The sequence below is a fragment of the Agromyces agglutinans genome, assembly GCF_009647605.1.
Lineage (GTDB): Bacteria > Actinomycetota > Actinomycetes > Actinomycetales > Microbacteriaceae > Agromyces > Agromyces agglutinans.
This window is the reverse complement of record NZ_WJIF01000002.1, coordinates 208,405-224,521: the sequence shown is the minus strand read 5'-3', so window position 1 is coordinate 224,521 and position 16,117 is coordinate 208,405. Positions and strand designations below refer to the sequence as shown.

Here is a 16,117-nt window from a genome sequence, read left to right as displayed (position 1 = left end):
TCCCGTGCCGGCGATCCGCATCGACCACGTCGGCAAGCGCTTCGGCGCGGGCCCGCTCGTGCTCGACGACGTGAACCTCGAGGTCGAGCCCGGCGAGTTCGTCTGCCTGCTCGGGGCGTCGGGATGCGGCAAGTCGACCCTGCTGAACCTGATCGCCGGCCTCGACCAGCCGACCAGCGGGCGCATCGAGACCCCGGCCGAGGGCTCGGCCGTCATGTTCCAGGAGTCGGCGCTCATGCCATGGCTGACCGCGAGCCGCAACGTCGAGCTGGCGCTGCGCCTGCGCGGGGTGCCGCGGAGCGAGCGCCGGGCGCAGGCGCTCGAACTGCTCGACACCGTCAACCTCGCCGACGCCGCCGACAAGCGGCCGCACGAGCTCTCGGGCGGCATGCGCCAGCGCGTCGCGCTCGCCCGCGCGCTCGCGCAGGACCGGCCCGTGCTCCTCATGGACGAGCCCTTCGCGGCGCTCGACGCCATCACGCGCGACCTGCTGCACGAGGAGCTCGAGCGCGTCTGGCGCCGCACCGGCCGCACGATCGTGTTCGTCACGCACAACGTGCGCGAAGCCGCCCGCCTCGGCGAGCGCGTGGTGCTGCTCTCGAGCCGGCCGGGTCGCGTGGCCGGCGAATGGCGACTGGATGCCTCGGGCCCGCGCCGCATCGAATCGCCAGAGGTCGCCGCGCTCTCGATCGAGATCACCGACCAGTTGCGGAAGGAGATCCGCCGCAATGCCGCCTGAGGACCTGCTGGAGCAGACCGCCCCCGCCCATGACGACCTGCGCTCGCTCGAAGCCGGGCTCGACCGGCTGCAGACCGATCCCGAGCGCCGCCAGGGCCCGTGGAGCCGGTTCGCGACGAGCGTGCTCCCGCCCATCGTGTTCGTGCTGCTGGCACTCGTCGCCTGGCAGCTCTACGTCGTCATCGCCCAGCCGCGCCCCGACCTCGGGCCGAGCCCGCTCGCCGTCGCGGCCTCCCTCGGCGAGGCCTGGGAGTCGGGTCGGCTCCAGCTCGCGGTCGCCACGAGCCTCGAGCGCGGCATCATCGGATTCCTCATCGCCGTCGCCGTCGGCACGCCGCTGGGCCTGCTGCTCGCCGAGGTCCGCCCGATCCGCCGCGCGGTGGGACCGATCATCTCGGGCCTGCAGGTGCTGCCCTCGGTCGCATGGGTGCCCGCGGCCATCATCTGGTTCGGGCTGACCGACGCGACGGTGTACTTCGTGATCCTCATGGGCGCGATCCCGTCGATCGTGAACGGGCTCATCGCGGGCGTCGACCAGGTACCGCCGCAGCTGCGCCGGGTCGGCACGGTGCTCGGCGCACGCCGCTTCCGGCTCGCGACCCTCGTGGTGCTGCCGGCCGCGCTCCCGGGCTACGTCGCCGGGCTCAAGCAGGGCTGGGCGTTCTCGTGGCGGTCGATGATGGCCGCCGAGATCATCACGACGGGCGGAACGATCGGCTTCGGTCTCGGCGCGATGCTCGACAACAGCCGCTTCCTCGCCGACCTTCCGGGCGTGCTCGCGACGATCCTCGTGATCCTCGCGATCGGCATCCTGATCGAGCTGGTCTGCTTCGCGCCCCTCGAACGCCGGATGCTCCGTCGCCGCGGCCTGCTGCAGGAGTCGGGCCGATGACCGGCGGCGCACCCGACGCGCCCGGCACCGTCGCGCTCGTCGGCGCGGGCCCCGGCGACGCTGGCCTGCTCACCGTGCGCGGGCTCCGCCTCCTCGAGGCCGCCGACGTGATCGTCGCCGACCGGCTCGGCGCCCGCGCCGTGCTTGACCAGCTCGCGGCCGAGGGCGTGGAACTCCGCGCCGAGATCGTCGACGTCGGCAAGCTGCCCGGGCACCATGCCGTGCCCCAGGACGCGATCAACGCGCTGCTCGTCACCCTCGCCCGCGAGGGCAAGCGGGTCGTACGGTTGAAGGGCGGCGACCCGTACATCTTCGGCCGCGGCGGCGAGGAGCTCGCCGCCTGCCAGGCGGCGGGCGTCGCGGTCGGGGTCGTGCCGGGCATCACGAGCGCCGTGTCGGTGCCCGCGATCGCCGGCATCCCCCTGACGCATCGCGGACTCGCCACCGCGTTCACCGTCGCGACCGGCCACGACCAGATCGCCGACCTCGGCGGCGGCCGCGACCACACGGTCGTGCTGCTCATGGGCATCGGGACCCTCGCGAACTCCGCCATCACGCTCGCCCGCGGCGAACGTGGGGGCGAATGCCCAGCCGCGATCGTCGAAGATGGATACGGCCCGCGCCAGCGCGTCACGATCGGCACGCTCGACACGATCGCGGTGCAGGCCGCGCGGCGGGGCATCCGTTCGCCCGCGGTCGTCGTCGTCGGCGACGTCGTGACCCTCAGCCCCTACGCGCCCGAAGCGCTCCGCTCACGAAAGGCAACCCAGCTGTGACCCTGCACCTCCGCGTCGCGATCATCGGAGCCGGCCCCGCCGGCATCTACGCCGGAAACATCCTGAACAACACGGTCCGCCAGCAGGGCGGCGAGGTGTCGATCGACCTGTTCGAGTCGCTGCCGGCACCCTACGGGCTCATCCGCTACGGCGTCGCACCCGATCATCCGCGCATCAAGGGCATCGTCAACTCGCTGCACGAGATGCTCGACGCGGGCGTCATCCGCCTCATCGCGAACGTCGAGATCGGCCGCGACGTCTCGATCGACGAGCTGCACGACCACTACGACGCGGTGATCCTCGCGACCGGCGCCGTGCGCGACGCGGCACTCGACATCCCGGGCATCGACCTGCCCGGCAGCTACGGCGCGGCCGACTTCGTCTCCTGGTACGACGGCCACCCCGACGTGCCGCGCACCTGGCCGCTCGAGGCCGAGCAGATCGCGGTCATCGGCAACGGCAACGTGGCGCTCGACGTCGCGCGCGTGCTCGCGAAGCACCCGGTCGACCTGCGCTCGACGGATGCCCCGGCCAACGTGCTGGCGGGTCTCGAGGCGTCGCCCGTCACCGACGTGCACGTGTTCGGCCGTCGCGGCCCCGCCGAGGTGAAGTTCACCCCGATCGAGCTTCGCGAGCTCGGCGAGGTGCCGAACGTCGACCTCGTCGTCTCCGACGAGGACTTCGCCGCGGTCGACGCTTCGCAGGCGCCGAACAACCAGGTGAAGATCATGCTGCGCACCATGGAGTCCTGGCGCTCGCGTGAGCTCACGGGCGCCCCTCGGCGCCTGCACCTGCACTTCTTCCACTCGCCCGTCGAGGTGCTCGGCGACGCGCGCGTCGAGGGCATCCGCTTCGAGCGCACCGAGCCGGTGCCCGCCGCCGAGGGCGGGGCGCCCGGGGCGATCCGCGCGACCGGCGAGTTCCGCGACTACGACGTGCAGGCCGTGTACCGGGCCGTCGGGTACTTCGGCTCGCCCGTGATCGGTGCGCCGTTCGACGAGCTCCGCGGCGTCGTGCCGAACGACGGCGGCCGCGTGGTCGACGCCGACGGCACGCAGGTGCCGGGCCTGTACGCGACGGGGTGGATCAAGCGCGGACCGGTCGGCCTCATCGGCCACACCAAGTCCGACGCGATGGAGACGATCGAGCACCTCGTCGCGGATGCCTCGGCCGGGCGCCTGAGCGCACCGGTCGTCGCCGACCGCGACGCGGTGCTCGAACTGCTCGGCTCGCGCGAGGTCGAGTACACGACGTGGGACGGGTGGCTCGCCCTCGACGCGCACGAGCGCGCGCTCGGCGAGGCCGACGAGTTCCCGCGCGAGCGGGTCAAGGTCGTGCCGCGCGAGGAGCAGGTCGAGCGCTCGCGGTCGGGCTCCCTCAGCTCGCGCTGACCCTTCGGGCCCTGCCGCGAACGGACGCCAGACGCGCGTTCGGTGCCTCCGCCGAGACATCCGGCGTCCGTTCGCGGGGCCGTTCGCCGCACCGGGGTGCGCGTGGGAGGATCCGAGGGTGAAGGTCCTCAGCATCCAGTCCTCGGTCGCGTACGGCCATGTCGGCAACTCGGCCGCGGTGTTCCCGCTGCAGCGGCTCGGCGTGGAGGTGTGGCCGGTGTTCACCGTGCACTTCTCGAACCACACGGGCTACGGCGCCTGGCGCGGACCGCTGCTCGCCGCGTCCGACGTGCGCGACGTGATCACCGGCATCGAGGAGCGCGGCGTGCTCGGCCAGGTCGACGCCGTGCTCTCGGGCTACCAGGGCGGCGAGGACATCGGCGACGTGATCCTCGACGCGGTCGCGCGCGTGAAGGCCGCGAACCCGGCGGCCACCTACACGTGCGACCCGGTCATGGGCAATGCGAAGAGCGGATGCTTCGTCAACCCGGCGATCCCGCCGCTGCTGCGCGAGCGCGTGGTTCCGGCCGCCGACCTCATCACCCCGAACCAGTTCGAGCTCGGCTACCTGACCGGCACCGAGCCGCGCACGATCGACGAGACGCTGGAGTCGGCCGACCTCGCGCGGGCGATGGGCCCGAGCGTCGTGCTCGTGACGAGCGTCGAGCGACCCGATGCGCCCGAGGGCACGATCGAGATGATGGCGATCGACGACGACGGCGCCTGGATCGTGCAGACCCCGCGCCTGCCGCTGAAGGCCAACGGATCGGGCGACGTGACCGCGGCGCTGTTCACGGCGCACCGGTTCCGCTCGGGGTCGAGCGCCGACGCGCTCGCCGCGACCGCGTCGAGCGTGTTCGACCTGCTGCAGGCGACGCTCGACTCGGGCGAGCGCGAGCTCGCGCTCATCGCGGCGCAGGAGTCGTTCGCGCACCCGCAGCTGCAGTTCTCCGTCACGCGCGTGCGCTGACGTCGCGGGGTCTCGATACGCGTGCTCCTTCGTCGCGCGCTACTCGACCGCCGGGGCCGCGCCATTCGACCGACGAGGCCGCGCTACTCGACCGGCGGGCTCAGTCGGTCGATGAGTTCGTCGATGACGGATGCCACGAGCCGCGGCATCTCGACGGCCTCGGGTTCGAGCAGCCATTGGAGCTGCAGGCCGTCCATCACGGCGATGAGGGTCGAGGCCGCGTCGGCGAGCGCCTGCTCGTCGGTCGAGCCGGTGACCTCGCCGAAGACGCCCGCGATCTTGGCGCGCAGGATGTGCGTGCGTTCGCCGAAGTAGTCGTGCGCGGGGTGCCCGTCGGCGACGGACTCGCCCGAGAGCACGGTGTACGCCTGCACGACGCCGCGGCGGGTGGTGTTCTCCTGGACGGTGTCGACGAGGTGCTGGAGGAACGCCGGCCCCTCGGTCTGCGCGCGGGCCGGCACGCCGGCGGCCTCCTCGCCGTCGCGGTACTTCAGCATCGCGATGAGCAGGCCTTCCTTGCTGCCGAAGTGGTGGAGGACGCCGGCGTGGGTCATGCCCGCCTCCTCGGCCACCTCGACGAGCGCGCCCTTGTGGTAGCCGTGCGCGCCGAAGACCTTGAGCGCGGCCTTCAGCACCGCCTCGCGGCGCTCGAGCGTGCGCGCCTGCGGGCGCTGGACGCGCTCGGCGGCCGGCTTGCCGCGGCTGTCGGCCTGCGTCGTCTCTGACAATTCGGTTCCTTCCGGGATGCCGCGATCGCTCGCGCACGTCGAGTGCAGCATTCCACGCCCGAGGCCGATCTCGCGAACTGTTCCGCGTTATCGAACCGTTACCGACGTGACTTACTTACATGTCAGTAAGTGTGTCACGATGATCGCGTCACCTCAACGCCGAGACGAGATGGAGTGCCGTGAGCTCGACGACGACCGCCCCCAGCGACACGTTCGCGAACGGCGAGGCCCTGGGCCCCGCCGACCTCGCAGCGACGCTCGGGCTCGAGGAGAAGGTCCGCCTGCTGACCGGCGCCGCGACCTGGACCCTCACCGAACTCCCGACCATCGGGCTTCGCACCATCACCGTCTCCGACGGGCCCATCGGGGTCCGCGGCACCGGCGAAGACGGCCTGCCCTCCGCGCAGCTGCCCTCGCCGAGTGCGACCGCCGCCACGTGGGACGAACGGCTCCAGGCCGAGCTCGGCGCGCTCATGGCGGCCGAGGCGCGCCGCAAGGGCATCGACGTCGTGCTCGCGCCCGTCGTGAACCTGCAGCGCAGCCCCGTCGGCGGCCGGCACTTCGAGTGCCTCTCCGAGGATCCCCTGCTGACCGCCCGACTCGCGGTCGCGTTCGTCTCGGCCATCCAGGGCGCCGGCATCGGCACCTCGGTCAAGCACTTCATCGGCAACGAGACCGAGACGGCGCGCACCGAATACCTCGCCCGCATCGACGAGCGCACGCTGCGCGAGGTCTACCTCGCGCCGTTCGAGGCGGTCGTCGAGGCCGGCGTCTGGACCGTCATGGCCGCCTACAACGGGCTCGCCCGCGACGGCGTCGAGCAGACGGCGACCGCGCACGGGCCGCTGCTGAACGGCATCCTCAAGGGCGAGTGGGGCTTCGACGGCGTCGTGGTGAGCGACTGGCTCGCGACCAAGCACACCGCCGAATCCGCGAACGGCGGCCTCGACCTGATCATGCCCGGCCCCGGCGGCCCGTGGGGCGACGCGCTGCTGGCCGCCGTGCGGTCGGGCGAGGTCGCCGAGGCCGTGATCGACGAGAAGGTCGAGCGGATCCTGCTCCTGGCCGAGCGGGTCGGCGCCCTGAGCGGCATCCCCGGCACCGTCGGGCCGTACGACGCGCACGGCGCGGCCGAAGACCCGGCCAGCGGCGAGACCGTGGCGCTCCTGCGCGAGGCCGCTGCTCGCTCCACGGTCGTGCTGCGCAACGCCGGCGGGCTGCTGCCGGTCGAGCCGGCGGCCGGGCGCGGACCGCGCCGCATCGCGCTGATCGGCCACAACGCCGAGCAGCCGTTCACGCAGGGCGGCGGCAGCGCGTTCGTCACGCCGCCGCACGTGTCCGACCCGCTGGAGGCGCTCCGCGCCGCCTACCCCGATGCCGAGGTCGCCCGGCACCGCGGCGGCGCGACGACCGTGAAGGCGCCGCTCGTCCCGACCGAGTTCCTGCGCACCCCGTCGGGCGAAGCCGGCATCCGCATCGACGAGCTCGATGCGTCGGGTGCCGTCGTCGCGACCCGCACGCTTCCCGACGCCGAGAGCCTCTGGTTCCCGGTCACGCTCCCCGGCACGGCGAGCGTCCGACTCACGACCGACCTCGCGCTCGAGGCATCCGGCCGCCACGTGATCGACCTGGGTCCCGTGGGTGCGCATCGGATCTCGGTCGACGGCGTCGAGCGATCCCGTTCCGAGCGCGTCGTCGGCGCCGAGGTCATCCTCGACTCGAGCTACGCCAACCCGCCGCACGTCGAGACCGAGGTCGAGATCGCCGAGCCGCGCCTCGTGCGCGTCGAAGCCGACCTGCAGGTCGTCGACGGCGAGTCGTACGGGCGGTTCGTGCGCCTGCACTTCCGTCACCGCACCCCGGGCCTCACGGTCGACGAGGAGATCGAGGCCGCCGTCGCGGCCGCGGCCGCCGCCGACCTCGCGGTCGTGATCGTCGGCACCAACCCCGAGACCGAGTCCGAGGGCTGGGACCGCCCGAACCTCGCGCTGCCCGGACGGCAGGACGAGCTCGTGCGCCGCGTCGCGGCCGCGAACCCCGCCACGGTCGTCGTCGTCAACGCCGGCGCCCCCGTGCTCCTGCCCTGGCTCGACGAGGTGCCCGCCGTGCTCTGGTGGTGGCTGCCCGGCCAGGAGGCGGGCGCGTCGCTCGCGGCCGTGCTGACCGGAGAGATCGAGCCGAGCGGCCGGTTGCCCTGGACCCTGCCCGCCGCCGAGGCCGATGTGCCCGTGCCCGACGGCATCCCGGTCGGCGGCTACGTCGACTACGACGAGGGCGTGCACGTCGGCCACCGCGGCTGGGATCTCCTCGGCCGCACGCCCGCGCGCGAGTTCGGCTTCGGCCTCGGCTACGCCGCGTGGGAGTACCGCTCGGTGACCGTCGAGCCGGGCGACGGGGCATCCGCGCTCGTCGTCGCCGACGTCACCATCGCGAACGTCGGCGAGCGCGCCGGTCGCGAGGTCGTGCAGGCGTACCTCGAGGCGCCGTCGGCGCCCGTCGCGCCCGGTGACGGCGGGCCGGATGCCTCGGCCGAGGCATCCACCGACGTCGCGCCCGACCGGCCGTTCCGCTGGCTCGCGGGCTTCGCCGTCGTCGACGTCGCCCCCGGCGACGAGACCTCCGTCCGCATCGAGATCGCGCGCCGCGCGTTCGAGGTGTGGGACGTCGACCGCTCCTCGTGGCACCTGCCGCCGGGAGAGTACCTGCTGCGGATCAGCCGCTCCAGCCGGGACCTGCGTCTCGCAGCCCCGGTGCGGATCGGCGACGGAGCACCCCTGTAATACCGAGCGTCCTGCTCACCTCACAATGGAACGAATGCAAGGAGGCATTGACATGCGAAAGCGCATCCTGGCCACCGGGGCCGTCCTGGTCGCGGCCGGCCTGGTGTTCACGGGCTGCAGCGGCGACAGCGGCGGCGGCGGCGACACCGGCACCAAAGTCCTGACGGTCGGCATGCCGAACGGACCGCAGCAGGAGAACCACAACCCGCTCGCCACCGGCTCGGCCTCGCTCTCGCTCGGCTACGCGTTCGCCGTGTACGAGTCGCTCATGCAGGTCAACGAGATCGACCCGACCGAGGCGCCGACGCCGTGGCTGGCCGAATCGGTCGAGTGGAACCCCGAGTACACCCAGGCGATCATCACCCCGCGCGAGGGCGTGAAGTGGTCGGACGGCGAGGACTTCACGGCCGACGACATCGCGTTCTCGATCCAGCTCCGCAAGGACAACCCCGAGCTGAACATCGACTTCCCCGACCAGTACGGGGACATCTCCGTCGAAGACGGCAAGGTCGTCGTGAACTTCACGACCGGCCAGTTCGTCAACGAGGTGAAACTGTACAAGCTGCTCATCGTGCCCGAGCACATCTGGGCGAGCGAGAACCCGGTGGACTTCGCCGGCGGTGACATGATCGGCACCGGCCCGTTCACGCTCAAGACCTTCACGCCGCAGGCCGTGACGCTCGTGCCGAACGAGAACTACTGGGGCGAGAAGCCGAAGGTCGCGCAGCTGCGCTACGACGCGTTCAACGACAATGCGGGGCTCACCACGGCCCTCACGACCGGCGAGGCGCAGTGGGGCTGGACGTTCATCCCCGACTACGAGGAGACGTTCATCGCCAAGAACCCCGAGCACTACCACCAGGTCGCCGGCGGCGGCTTCGGCGTCGACGTGCTGTACCTGAACAACGAGACGAAGCCGTTCGACGACCCGGCGTTCCGCCAGGCCCTGAACATGGCCATCGACTACGCCGACATCACCGAGACCGCGGGCTACGGCGTGTGGCCCGAGATCACCAGTGTCACCGGCCTGCCGCAGCCCTCGGGCGACGCCTTCATCTCCGACGCCTACCAGGGCCAGGAGCGCGAGGTCGACATCGACGGTGCCAAGCAGGTGCTGACGGATGCCGGCTACACCTGGGACGGCGAGGCGCTCGTCGACCCCGACGGCGAGAAGGTGTCGTTCAAGCTCACCAACCCGAGCGGCTGGACCGACTACCTCGACGCGCTCGCGATCATCTCCGAGGGTGCCGCCGAGCTCGGCGCCGAGGCGACGGTCGACGCGATCGTGCAGGACACGTGGTTCAACGACACCATCCCGTTCGGCAACTTCCAGGCGAGCCTGCACTGGACCGACGGCGGGTCCACCCCGTGGAACATGTACTCGAACATCATGGACGGCGCGTCGTACGTGCCGCTCGGCGAGACCGCGAACTGGAACTTCGGCCGCTACCAGAACGACGAGGTGACCCAGGCGCTCGCGACCTACAAGGCCGCGACCACCGATGAGGAGCGCCAGGCCGCCCTCGACCTCGTGCAGCAGCGCTACGTCGAGGATGTCCCGGGCATCGTGATCTGGTCGCGGCCCGCCGTCGCCCAGTACTCGACCGTGAACTACACGGGCTTCCCGACGGCCGAGGACCCGTACGCCAACCCGCAGCCCACCGGCCCGCAGGCGGCGCTCATCCTCTCCAAGCTCGTTCCGACCGAGTAACCTCTCCCCACCCCGATGCGGCGGGCGCTCCCCCCTGGCGCCCGCCGCATCACCCCGCATCACCCCGGCGCACTGCCGGGACGCACCACCTGTTCCCCACCCGATCATCCGAGCGACGAGGCGGACGATGACCTCCCTACGCATCCCCGGGCCCGACCGGCCCGACGCGCCGACCGGCGCCCCCGGCGACGTCGTGCTCCAGGCCGTGGACCTGCGCAAGCATTTCAAGCTCAAGGGCCTCGGGTCCCGCGATGTCGTACACGCGGTCGACGATGTGAACTTCGAACTCCGCCGCGGTCGCGTGCTCGCCCTGGTCGGCGAGTCGGGCTCGGGCAAGTCCACCATCGCCCGGCTGCTCGCGCAGCTCATGCCGCTCACGGGCGGCAGCATCCGGCTGCACGGCGAGGATGCCGCGGTCAGGAACCGCCGCTCGTTCCGGCGGTACGTCGGCCGCGTGCAGATGATCTTCCAGGACCCGTTCGGGTCGCTGAACCCCGTGCACCCCGTGCGCCACATCCTCACGCGCAGCATCCGCATCCATCGCGGGCGCCTGCGCGGCGCCGAGCTCGAGGAAGCCCTCGTCGAACTGCTCGACCGCGTGCAGCTGAAGCCCGCCGAGCGCTACATCGAGAAGTACCCGCACGAGCTCTCGGGCGGGCAGCGCCAGCGCGTCGCCATCGCCCGTGCGCTGGCCGCCGACCCCGAGGTGCTGTTGGCCGACGAGCCGATCTCGATGCTCGACGTGTCCATCCGCCTCGGCATCCTCAATCTGCTGCAGGACCTCCGCGATCGCCTGCACATCGCGATCCTCTACATCACGCACGACATCGCTTCGGCACGGTACTTCGCCGATCGCACCATGGTCATGTACGCCGGACGCATCGTCGAGTCGGGTGATTCCGAATCGGTCACCCAGGATCCGAAGCATCCGTACACCCAGCTGCTCGTGCGCTCGGCGCCCGACCCCGACGATCTCGAGGCGCGCGCACGCGGCGCGCGGGGGGAGGCGCCGAGCCTCGTGAAGCCCCCGAGCGGATGCCGCTTCAACCCGCGCTGCCCGTTCGCCACCGACCTCTGCCGCACCGAGGTACCGCCGCTGATCAGCGTCGGGGACGAGCGCGAGGCGGCGTGCTGGGGATACTCCGACCGGCCCGACCGGCCCGTGCTCGCCCCCGCCGGTCGAGGAGCGGAGCGTATCGAGACCGAGGGAGGTGCGGCATGAGGTTCTTCCTCCGCCGCGGCCTGTTCTACGTGATCACCTTCTGGGCCGCGGTCACCATCAACTTCTTCATCCCGCGCATCATGCCGGGCGACCCGGTGCGCGCCCTCATCGCGCGGAACCAGGGCCGGATCCCGAGCGAGGCCGAGGCGTCGCTGCGCATCCTCTTCGGCCTCGATCAGGACACGACGCTCTGGCAGCAGTACCTCGACTACTGGGCCCTGCTGTTCCGCGGCGACCTCGGCATCTCGTTCACGTACTTCCCGACGCCGGTCTCCGACGTCATCGCCCAGGCACTGCCGTGGACCATCGGTCTCGTCGGCATCGCCACCATCCTGAGCTTCACGATCGGCACGCTGCTCGGCACCGGCATCGGCTGGCGCCGCGGCACGTGGGCCGACTCGCTGCTGCCGATCTCGACGTTCTTCTCGGCCGTGCCCTACTTCTGGCTCGCGCTCATCGCGATCACGATCTTCTCGGTCACCCTCGGATGGTTCCCGGCCAGCGGAAGCTACGACCGCTCGCTCATCCCGATGTGGTCATGGGAGTTCGTGGGCTCCGTGATCTACTACGGCACGCTGCCCGCCCTGACGATCGTCATCTCATCGATCTCGGGCTGGATCCTCGGCATGCGCAACATGATGGTCACGGTCTCGAGCGAGGACTACGTGACGGTCGCGCAGGCCAAGGGTCTCTCGGAGCGCGCGGTGATGTTCGGCTACGCCGCACGCAACGCGATCCTGCCGCAGGTGTCGAGCTTCGCCCTCTCGCTCGGCTTCATCGTCGGCGGAACGCTCGTCATGGAGATCGTGTTCTCGTACCAGGGCATCGGGTACCTGTTGTTCACCGCCGTCGCCGCGAAGGACTACCCGCTGATGCAGGGCATCTTCCTCGTCATCACGGTCGCGGTGCTGATTGCGAACATCGTCGCCGACATCGCGTACGGCATCCTCGATCCCCGCACCCGGCAGGAGGGCTGACCATGACGATCGACACCAGCATCGTCGAGGAGAGCGAAGAGCTCGCGAAGCCGTCGCAGGCGCCGATGACGGGAGTGGTCGCGGCACGCGGGCGCGGCGGGTTCGGGCGCCGGCGCGCCGGCGGCAAGCCCCCGAAGTTCCTCTTCATGCGCAACTCGAAGGCCGTCGCCGGCCTCGTGATCCTCGCCTTCTTCCTCCTCATCGCGATCATCGGCCCGTGGATCGCGCCGTACGACCCGAGCGCCCGCTCCTCGGACGTGCTGCAGCCGCCGTCGTGGCAACACCTCTTCGGCACCACCCACCTCGGCCAGGACGTGTTCTCGCAGATCGTCGTCGGCACGCGCGGCGTCATCATCGTCGGCTTCGTCGCCGGCATCCTGGCGACCGCGATCGGCGTGATCATCGGCGTGACGGCGGGCTACATCGGCGGCCTCGGCGACGAGACCCTCTCGGTGCTCGCGAACGTGTTCCTCGTGATCCCCCAGCTCCCGCTCATCATCATCATCGCCGGGCAGCTGCCCTCGGTCGGCGGCGTGACGGTCGCGGTCGTGATCGCGATCACCGGCTGGGCCTGGGGCGCGCGCGTCCTGCGGGCCCAGACGCTGTCGTTGCGCAAGCGGGACTTCGTCGAGGCGGCGCGCGCCAACGGCGAGAGCACCTGGCGCATCATCACGGTCGAGATCCTGCCGAACCTCACCGCGATCATCGCATCGGGATTCGTCGGCACGGTCGCGTTCGCCGTGCTGTCGCTCATCACGCTGTCGTTCATCGGCATCGGCAACACGGGCGAATGGAACTGGGGCACCGTGCTCTACCAGGCCCAGGCGCAGCTCGCCCTGCAGCGCGGCGCCTGGTGGTGGTTCGTGCCCGCGGGCCTGTGCATCGCCCTGCTCGGCATGGCGCTCACCCTCATCAACTTCGGCATCGACGAGTTCGTGAACCCGCGCCTGCGCTCGACCGGCGTGAACGCGAAGTCGCTGCGCAAGCGAGGCATCCGACCCCGCATCGGCTTCACGCCGGTGGTTCGCGAGACGGATGCCCCTCGCACGGCGATCGCGCCGCACCTGGCGGAGCATACGGAACCGACGGATGCCGCACGCCCGGCGGATGCCGCACGGCCGGCGGATGCCGCGGCCTCGGCCGAGGCCGAGGCATCCTCGCCGACCTCGAAGGGAGCCCGCGCATGACGCTCACGACCCCCGAAACCGGAGCGCGACGCGCGCCGGCCGACGACCCGGTGCTCGAGATCCGCAACCTGTCGGTCGATTACGGCTACGACGACGACCCGGTGCACGTGCTGCGCGACGTGTCGCTCACGCTGGGTCGCGGCGAGGTGCTCGGACTCGCGGGCGAGTCGGGGTGCGGCAAGTCGACGCTCGCGTATGCGGCGACCCGGCTGCTTCCCCCGCCCGGACTCATCACGGGCGGCGAGGTGCTCTTCACCGGCCGCGACGGGCGCAAGACCGACATCCTCCGGCTCGACGACCAGTCGCTGCGCGAGTCGCGCTGGCAGGACCTCGCGATCGTGTTCCAGGGCGCGATGAACTCGCTGAGCCCGGTGTACCGCATCGGCCGGCAGATCGCCGACGGCATCCTCGCGCACCGCCCCGGCATGTCGAAGGCCGACGCCATGGCGCGCGCCGCCGAGATGCTCGAACTCGTCGGCATCTCGCCCGACCGGCTGCGCTCGTACCCGCACCAGCTCTCGGGCGGCATGCGCCAGCGCGTGATGATCGCGATGGCGCTCGCGCTCGAGCCGCAGGTGCTGATCATGGACGAGCCGACCACCGCGCTCGACGTCGTGATGCAGCGCCAGATCGTGGAGCAGATCGCGGAGCTGCGCGACCGCCTCGGCTTCTCGGTGATCTTCATCACGCACGACGTCTCGCTGCTCATCGAGATCGCCGACCGGATCGCGATCATGTACGCGGGCGAGATCGTCGAGGACGCCGCGTCGCTCGACGTGTACCAGCGGCCGCGGCATCCGTACTCGTCGGCGCTGCTGCACTCCTTCCCGCCGCTGCGCGGCCCGCGCCGCGAGCTGACCGGCATCCCCGGATCGCCGCCCGACCTCGCGAAGCTCGGCGGCGGCTGCCACTTCCGCGATCGCTGCGCCTTCGCGTGGGATGCCTGCGCGGCGCTCGCGCCGCGGCTCACGGCACCGGATGTCGCGGACGACGACCCCCGTCGCACGACCGCGTGCCTGCGGCACGAGCCCGAGCGAGTGGCGGCTGCGGGGTTCGAGGCGAAGCCCGTGCCGGCGGAGTTGGCGGGGTAGCGGGCCGCTTCGCGGGTCGGCCGGCGGGGGCCGTGCTGCTCGTGGGTGGCGGCGATCAGTGCTCGCGGCTGACGCGATCAGCGCTCGCGCGGCCAGGCCTCGACGAAGCGGGTGAAGAGCCTCGCGAACTCGACGCGCTCGGCGTCGCTGAACCCCGACAGCGCGGCCTCGATGGCGCCGCGCCGACGGTCGAGGGTCGACGTCAGCGCCGCTCGACCGGCGTCGGTCAAGACGAGGATGCTCCGCCTGGCGTCGGCCGGGTCGACGTCGCGCCGCACCTGTCCGGCCTCGACCGCGGCCTGGGCCAGTCGGCTCGCTCGTGGCTGATCGACGCCGATGTGCTCGGCCAGGGCGCTCACCGAACTCGGGCCGTGCGTGTGGAGCGCGGCGAGCAGCCGCAGGGCGGCATGGCCGCCGCGCGCGCCGGGGCCCCCGCGGCGGTCGGGTCGGCCGTGGTGTCCGCGGCGCTGCGAGTGTTCACCGTCGTCATGGTGGCCATGGTGCGCCCTGCTCGGGCCTCGGCCGAACGGGCCCGGTCCGAAGGGGCCGGCTCCGAAGGGGCCGGCTCCGATCGGGCCCGGCCCGAAGGGGCCGCCGGGGCCGCCCGCTCGCCCGCCGCGGAGCGACCCCAGCGCCCGGTCGATCTCGTCGACGGGATCGGAACCTGTGGGTTCGCCGGGCGTCGCTTGACTCGAGTCGGACATGCATGTCATCCTACATATACATGTCATGAGACATGCAACACATCTCGCGCATCGCGCGCCGGGCACCCACGAGGTGCACCGAGGAAAGGAACCCCATGAACACCGATCGACAGATCCCCGACGAGCCGGGCAACGACTCGATGAACGAGCGCGACCACCAGCACGCACCTGGGCACGACCACGACGGACCGGAAACCGGGGCGACGCCGAACCGCCCCCTCGGTTTCTGGCTCAAGGTCGTCGACCGCCGCCTCTCCGAGGAGATGGAGGCGCTCTTCGCCGCCGATGGCCTGACCCGCCGCGACTGGCGCGCCCTGAACCTGCTCGCGGGCGACGCCCGTGATGAGCAGCTCGCCGCGCGCCTGCGCGCCCGCCCCGACAAGCTCGGCCGCCTGGCCGAGCGCGGCTGGGTCGAGGGCATCCCGCCCGAGCTCACGGACGCGGGCCGCGAGGCCCGGGATCGCCTCTTCGCACAGGTGCGCTCGCTCCGCGAACGCGTCGCCGGCGCCGTGAGCCCCGAGGCATACGAGACCACCCTCGCAACCCTCGAGACCATCGCGCGCGAGCTCGGCTGGGACGAATCCGCACCCATGCCGCGCGGTCGCCGCGGCGGCCGCCGCTTCGGCCCGCGAAGCCGGTATGGCCACGAAGGCTTCGGCCCGCATGAGCAACAGGGCTTCGGCCCGGAGCGCGACGAGCACGAGCGCCCCGGCTTCGAGCGTCACGGCTTCGGTCGCCGGCGGCCCGATTGCGCGCCCGACGGCGCCGGCCACGGGCACGGCCACGGCCACGGCCACGGCCACGGCCACGGCCGCCAGGATGTGCACGTCCACGTGCACGTGCACGACGGCGGTCGCCGTCATGGGCGCGGTCCTCGCGACTGACCCCTCATGTCGTCCTGATGATGGGCCGTCGGGGAACCGACGGCCCATCATCAGCGCTCGACGTC

General features: G+C 71.7%; 14 protein-coding genes. 12 read left to right on the top strand and 2 right to left on the bottom strand.

The genetic code is table 11. The features are described from left to right. Nucleotides 1–4: 4 nt before the first annotated feature. From GE115_RS04250 to pdxY, 5 genes are all read left to right on the top strand, one after another. On the top strand, nt 5–739 hold the full coding sequence (locus GE115_RS04250) for an ABC transporter ATP-binding protein (protein ID WP_312854944.1): 735 nt from the start codon (nt 5–7) through the stop codon (nt 737–739). Beyond that, on the top strand, nt 729–1,631 hold the full coding sequence (locus tag GE115_RS04245) for an ABC transporter permease (RefSeq protein ID WP_153683553.1): 903 nt from the start codon (nt 729–731) through the stop codon (nt 1,629–1,631). The genes GE115_RS04250 and GE115_RS04245 overlap by 11 nt, the downstream gene beginning before the upstream one ends. After that, nucleotides 1,628–2,407 (top strand): uroporphyrinogen-III C-methyltransferase, encoded by a 780-nt coding sequence (gene cobA, locus GE115_RS04240; RefSeq protein ID WP_153683552.1) that lies wholly within the window; start codon nt 1,628–1,630, stop codon nt 2,405–2,407. Before GE115_RS04245 ends, cobA begins: the two co-directional genes overlap by 4 nt. Continuing rightward, nucleotides 2,404–3,798 carry an FAD-dependent oxidoreductase gene (locus GE115_RS04235; RefSeq protein ID WP_312854886.1) on the top strand — a complete coding sequence of 465 codons (1,395 nt, stop codon included), beginning with the start codon at nt 2,404–2,406 and terminating at the stop codon, nt 3,796–3,798. Before cobA ends, GE115_RS04235 begins: the two co-directional genes overlap by 4 nt. Before the next feature lie 118 nt (nt 3,799–3,916). Continuing rightward, the gene (pdxY, locus tag GE115_RS04230) at nt 3,917–4,768 is read left to right on the top strand and encodes a pyridoxal kinase PdxY (RefSeq protein WP_312854885.1); all 852 of its coding nucleotides are present in this window, start codon (nt 3,917–3,919) and stop codon (nt 4,766–4,768) included. An 83-nt stretch (nt 4,769–4,851) separates the two neighbouring features. Here the strand turns inward: pdxY and GE115_RS04225 are convergent, their stop codons facing one another. After that, complete coding sequence (locus GE115_RS04225; protein ID WP_172979693.1) at nt 4,852–5,496, bottom strand: TetR/AcrR family transcriptional regulator; 645 nt, start codon at nt 5,494–5,496, stop codon at nt 4,852–4,854. Between the two features lie 179 nt (nt 5,497–5,675). Here GE115_RS04225 and GE115_RS04220 point away from each other — a divergent pair, with 179 nt between their 5' ends. The 6 genes from GE115_RS04220 (at nt 5,676) to GE115_RS04195 (ending at nt 14,464) form a co-directional block, all read left to right on the top strand. Next, nucleotides 5,676–8,276, top strand: a complete 2,601-nt coding sequence (locus GE115_RS04220; protein ID WP_312854884.1) for a beta-glucosidase family protein — start codon at nt 5,676–5,678, stop codon at nt 8,274–8,276. Nucleotides 8,277–8,328: 52 nt separating this feature from the next. After that, on the top strand, nt 8,329–9,987 hold the full coding sequence (locus GE115_RS04215; protein WP_153683550.1) for an ABC transporter substrate-binding protein: 1,659 nt from the start codon (nt 8,329–8,331) through the stop codon (nt 9,985–9,987). Between the two features lie 127 nt (nt 9,988–10,114). Then, complete coding sequence (locus GE115_RS04210) at nt 10,115–11,209, top strand: ABC transporter ATP-binding protein (RefSeq protein WP_153683549.1); 1,095 nt, start codon at nt 10,115–10,117, stop codon at nt 11,207–11,209. Next, nucleotides 11,206–12,186 (top strand): ABC transporter permease, encoded by a 981-nt coding sequence (locus tag GE115_RS04205; protein WP_153683548.1) that lies wholly within the window; start codon nt 11,206–11,208, stop codon nt 12,184–12,186. The genes GE115_RS04210 and GE115_RS04205 overlap by 4 nt, the downstream gene beginning before the upstream one ends. A gap of 2 nt (nt 12,187–12,188) precedes the next feature. Continuing rightward, nucleotides 12,189–13,373 carry an ABC transporter permease gene (locus tag GE115_RS04200; RefSeq protein ID WP_153683547.1) on the top strand — a complete coding sequence of 395 codons (1,185 nt, stop codon included), beginning with the start codon at nt 12,189–12,191 and terminating at the stop codon, nt 13,371–13,373. After that, nucleotides 13,370–14,464 carry an ABC transporter ATP-binding protein gene (locus GE115_RS04195; protein WP_153683546.1) on the top strand — a complete coding sequence of 365 codons (1,095 nt, stop codon included), beginning with the start codon at nt 13,370–13,372 and terminating at the stop codon, nt 14,462–14,464. Before GE115_RS04200 ends, GE115_RS04195 begins: the two co-directional genes overlap by 4 nt. Before the next feature lie 77 nt (nt 14,465–14,541). Here the strand turns inward: GE115_RS04195 and GE115_RS18720 are convergent, their stop codons facing one another. Next, on the bottom strand, nt 14,542–15,168 hold the full coding sequence (locus GE115_RS18720) for a MarR family winged helix-turn-helix transcriptional regulator (protein WP_246190537.1): 627 nt from the start codon (nt 15,166–15,168) through the stop codon (nt 14,542–14,544). Nucleotides 15,169–15,263: 95 nt separating this feature from the next. Here GE115_RS18720 and GE115_RS18485 point away from each other — a divergent pair, with 95 nt between their 5' ends. Further along, entirely contained in the window at nt 15,264–16,052 is a 789-nt protein-coding gene (locus tag GE115_RS18485) for a MarR family winged helix-turn-helix transcriptional regulator (protein WP_216648747.1), read from the top strand. Nucleotides 16,053–16,117 lie beyond the last annotated feature (65 nt).

What these genes read in the sequence shown, in the direction of transcription:
- GE115_RS04205 (WP_153683548.1), top strand. Translation starts at nt 11,206, where the DNA reads ATGAGGTTCTTCCTCCGCCGCGGCCTGTTCTACGTGATCACCTTCTGG.
- GE115_RS04200 (WP_153683547.1), top strand. Translation starts at nt 12,189, where the DNA reads ATGACGATCGACACCAGCATCGTCGAGGAGAGCGAAGAGCTCGCGAAG.
- GE115_RS18485 (WP_216648747.1), top strand. Translation starts at nt 15,264, where the DNA reads ATGAACACCGATCGACAGATCCCCGACGAGCCGGGCAACGACTCGATG.
- GE115_RS04215 (WP_153683550.1), top strand. Translation starts at nt 8,329, where the DNA reads ATGCGAAAGCGCATCCTGGCCACCGGGGCCGTCCTGGTCGCGGCCGGC.
- GE115_RS18720 (WP_246190537.1), bottom strand. Translation starts at nt 15,168, where the DNA reads ATGTCCGACTCGAGTCAAGCGACGCCCGGCGAACCCACAGGTTCCGAT.
- cobA (WP_153683552.1), top strand. Translation starts at nt 1,628, where the DNA reads ATGACCGGCGGCGCACCCGACGCGCCCGGCACCGTCGCGCTCGTCGGC.
- GE115_RS04195 (WP_153683546.1), top strand. Translation starts at nt 13,370, where the DNA reads ATGACGCTCACGACCCCCGAAACCGGAGCGCGACGCGCGCCGGCCGAC.
- GE115_RS04210 (WP_153683549.1), top strand. Translation starts at nt 10,115, where the DNA reads ATGACCTCCCTACGCATCCCCGGGCCCGACCGGCCCGACGCGCCGACC.
- GE115_RS04245 (WP_153683553.1), top strand. Translation starts at nt 729, where the DNA reads ATGCCGCCTGAGGACCTGCTGGAGCAGACCGCCCCCGCCCATGACGAC.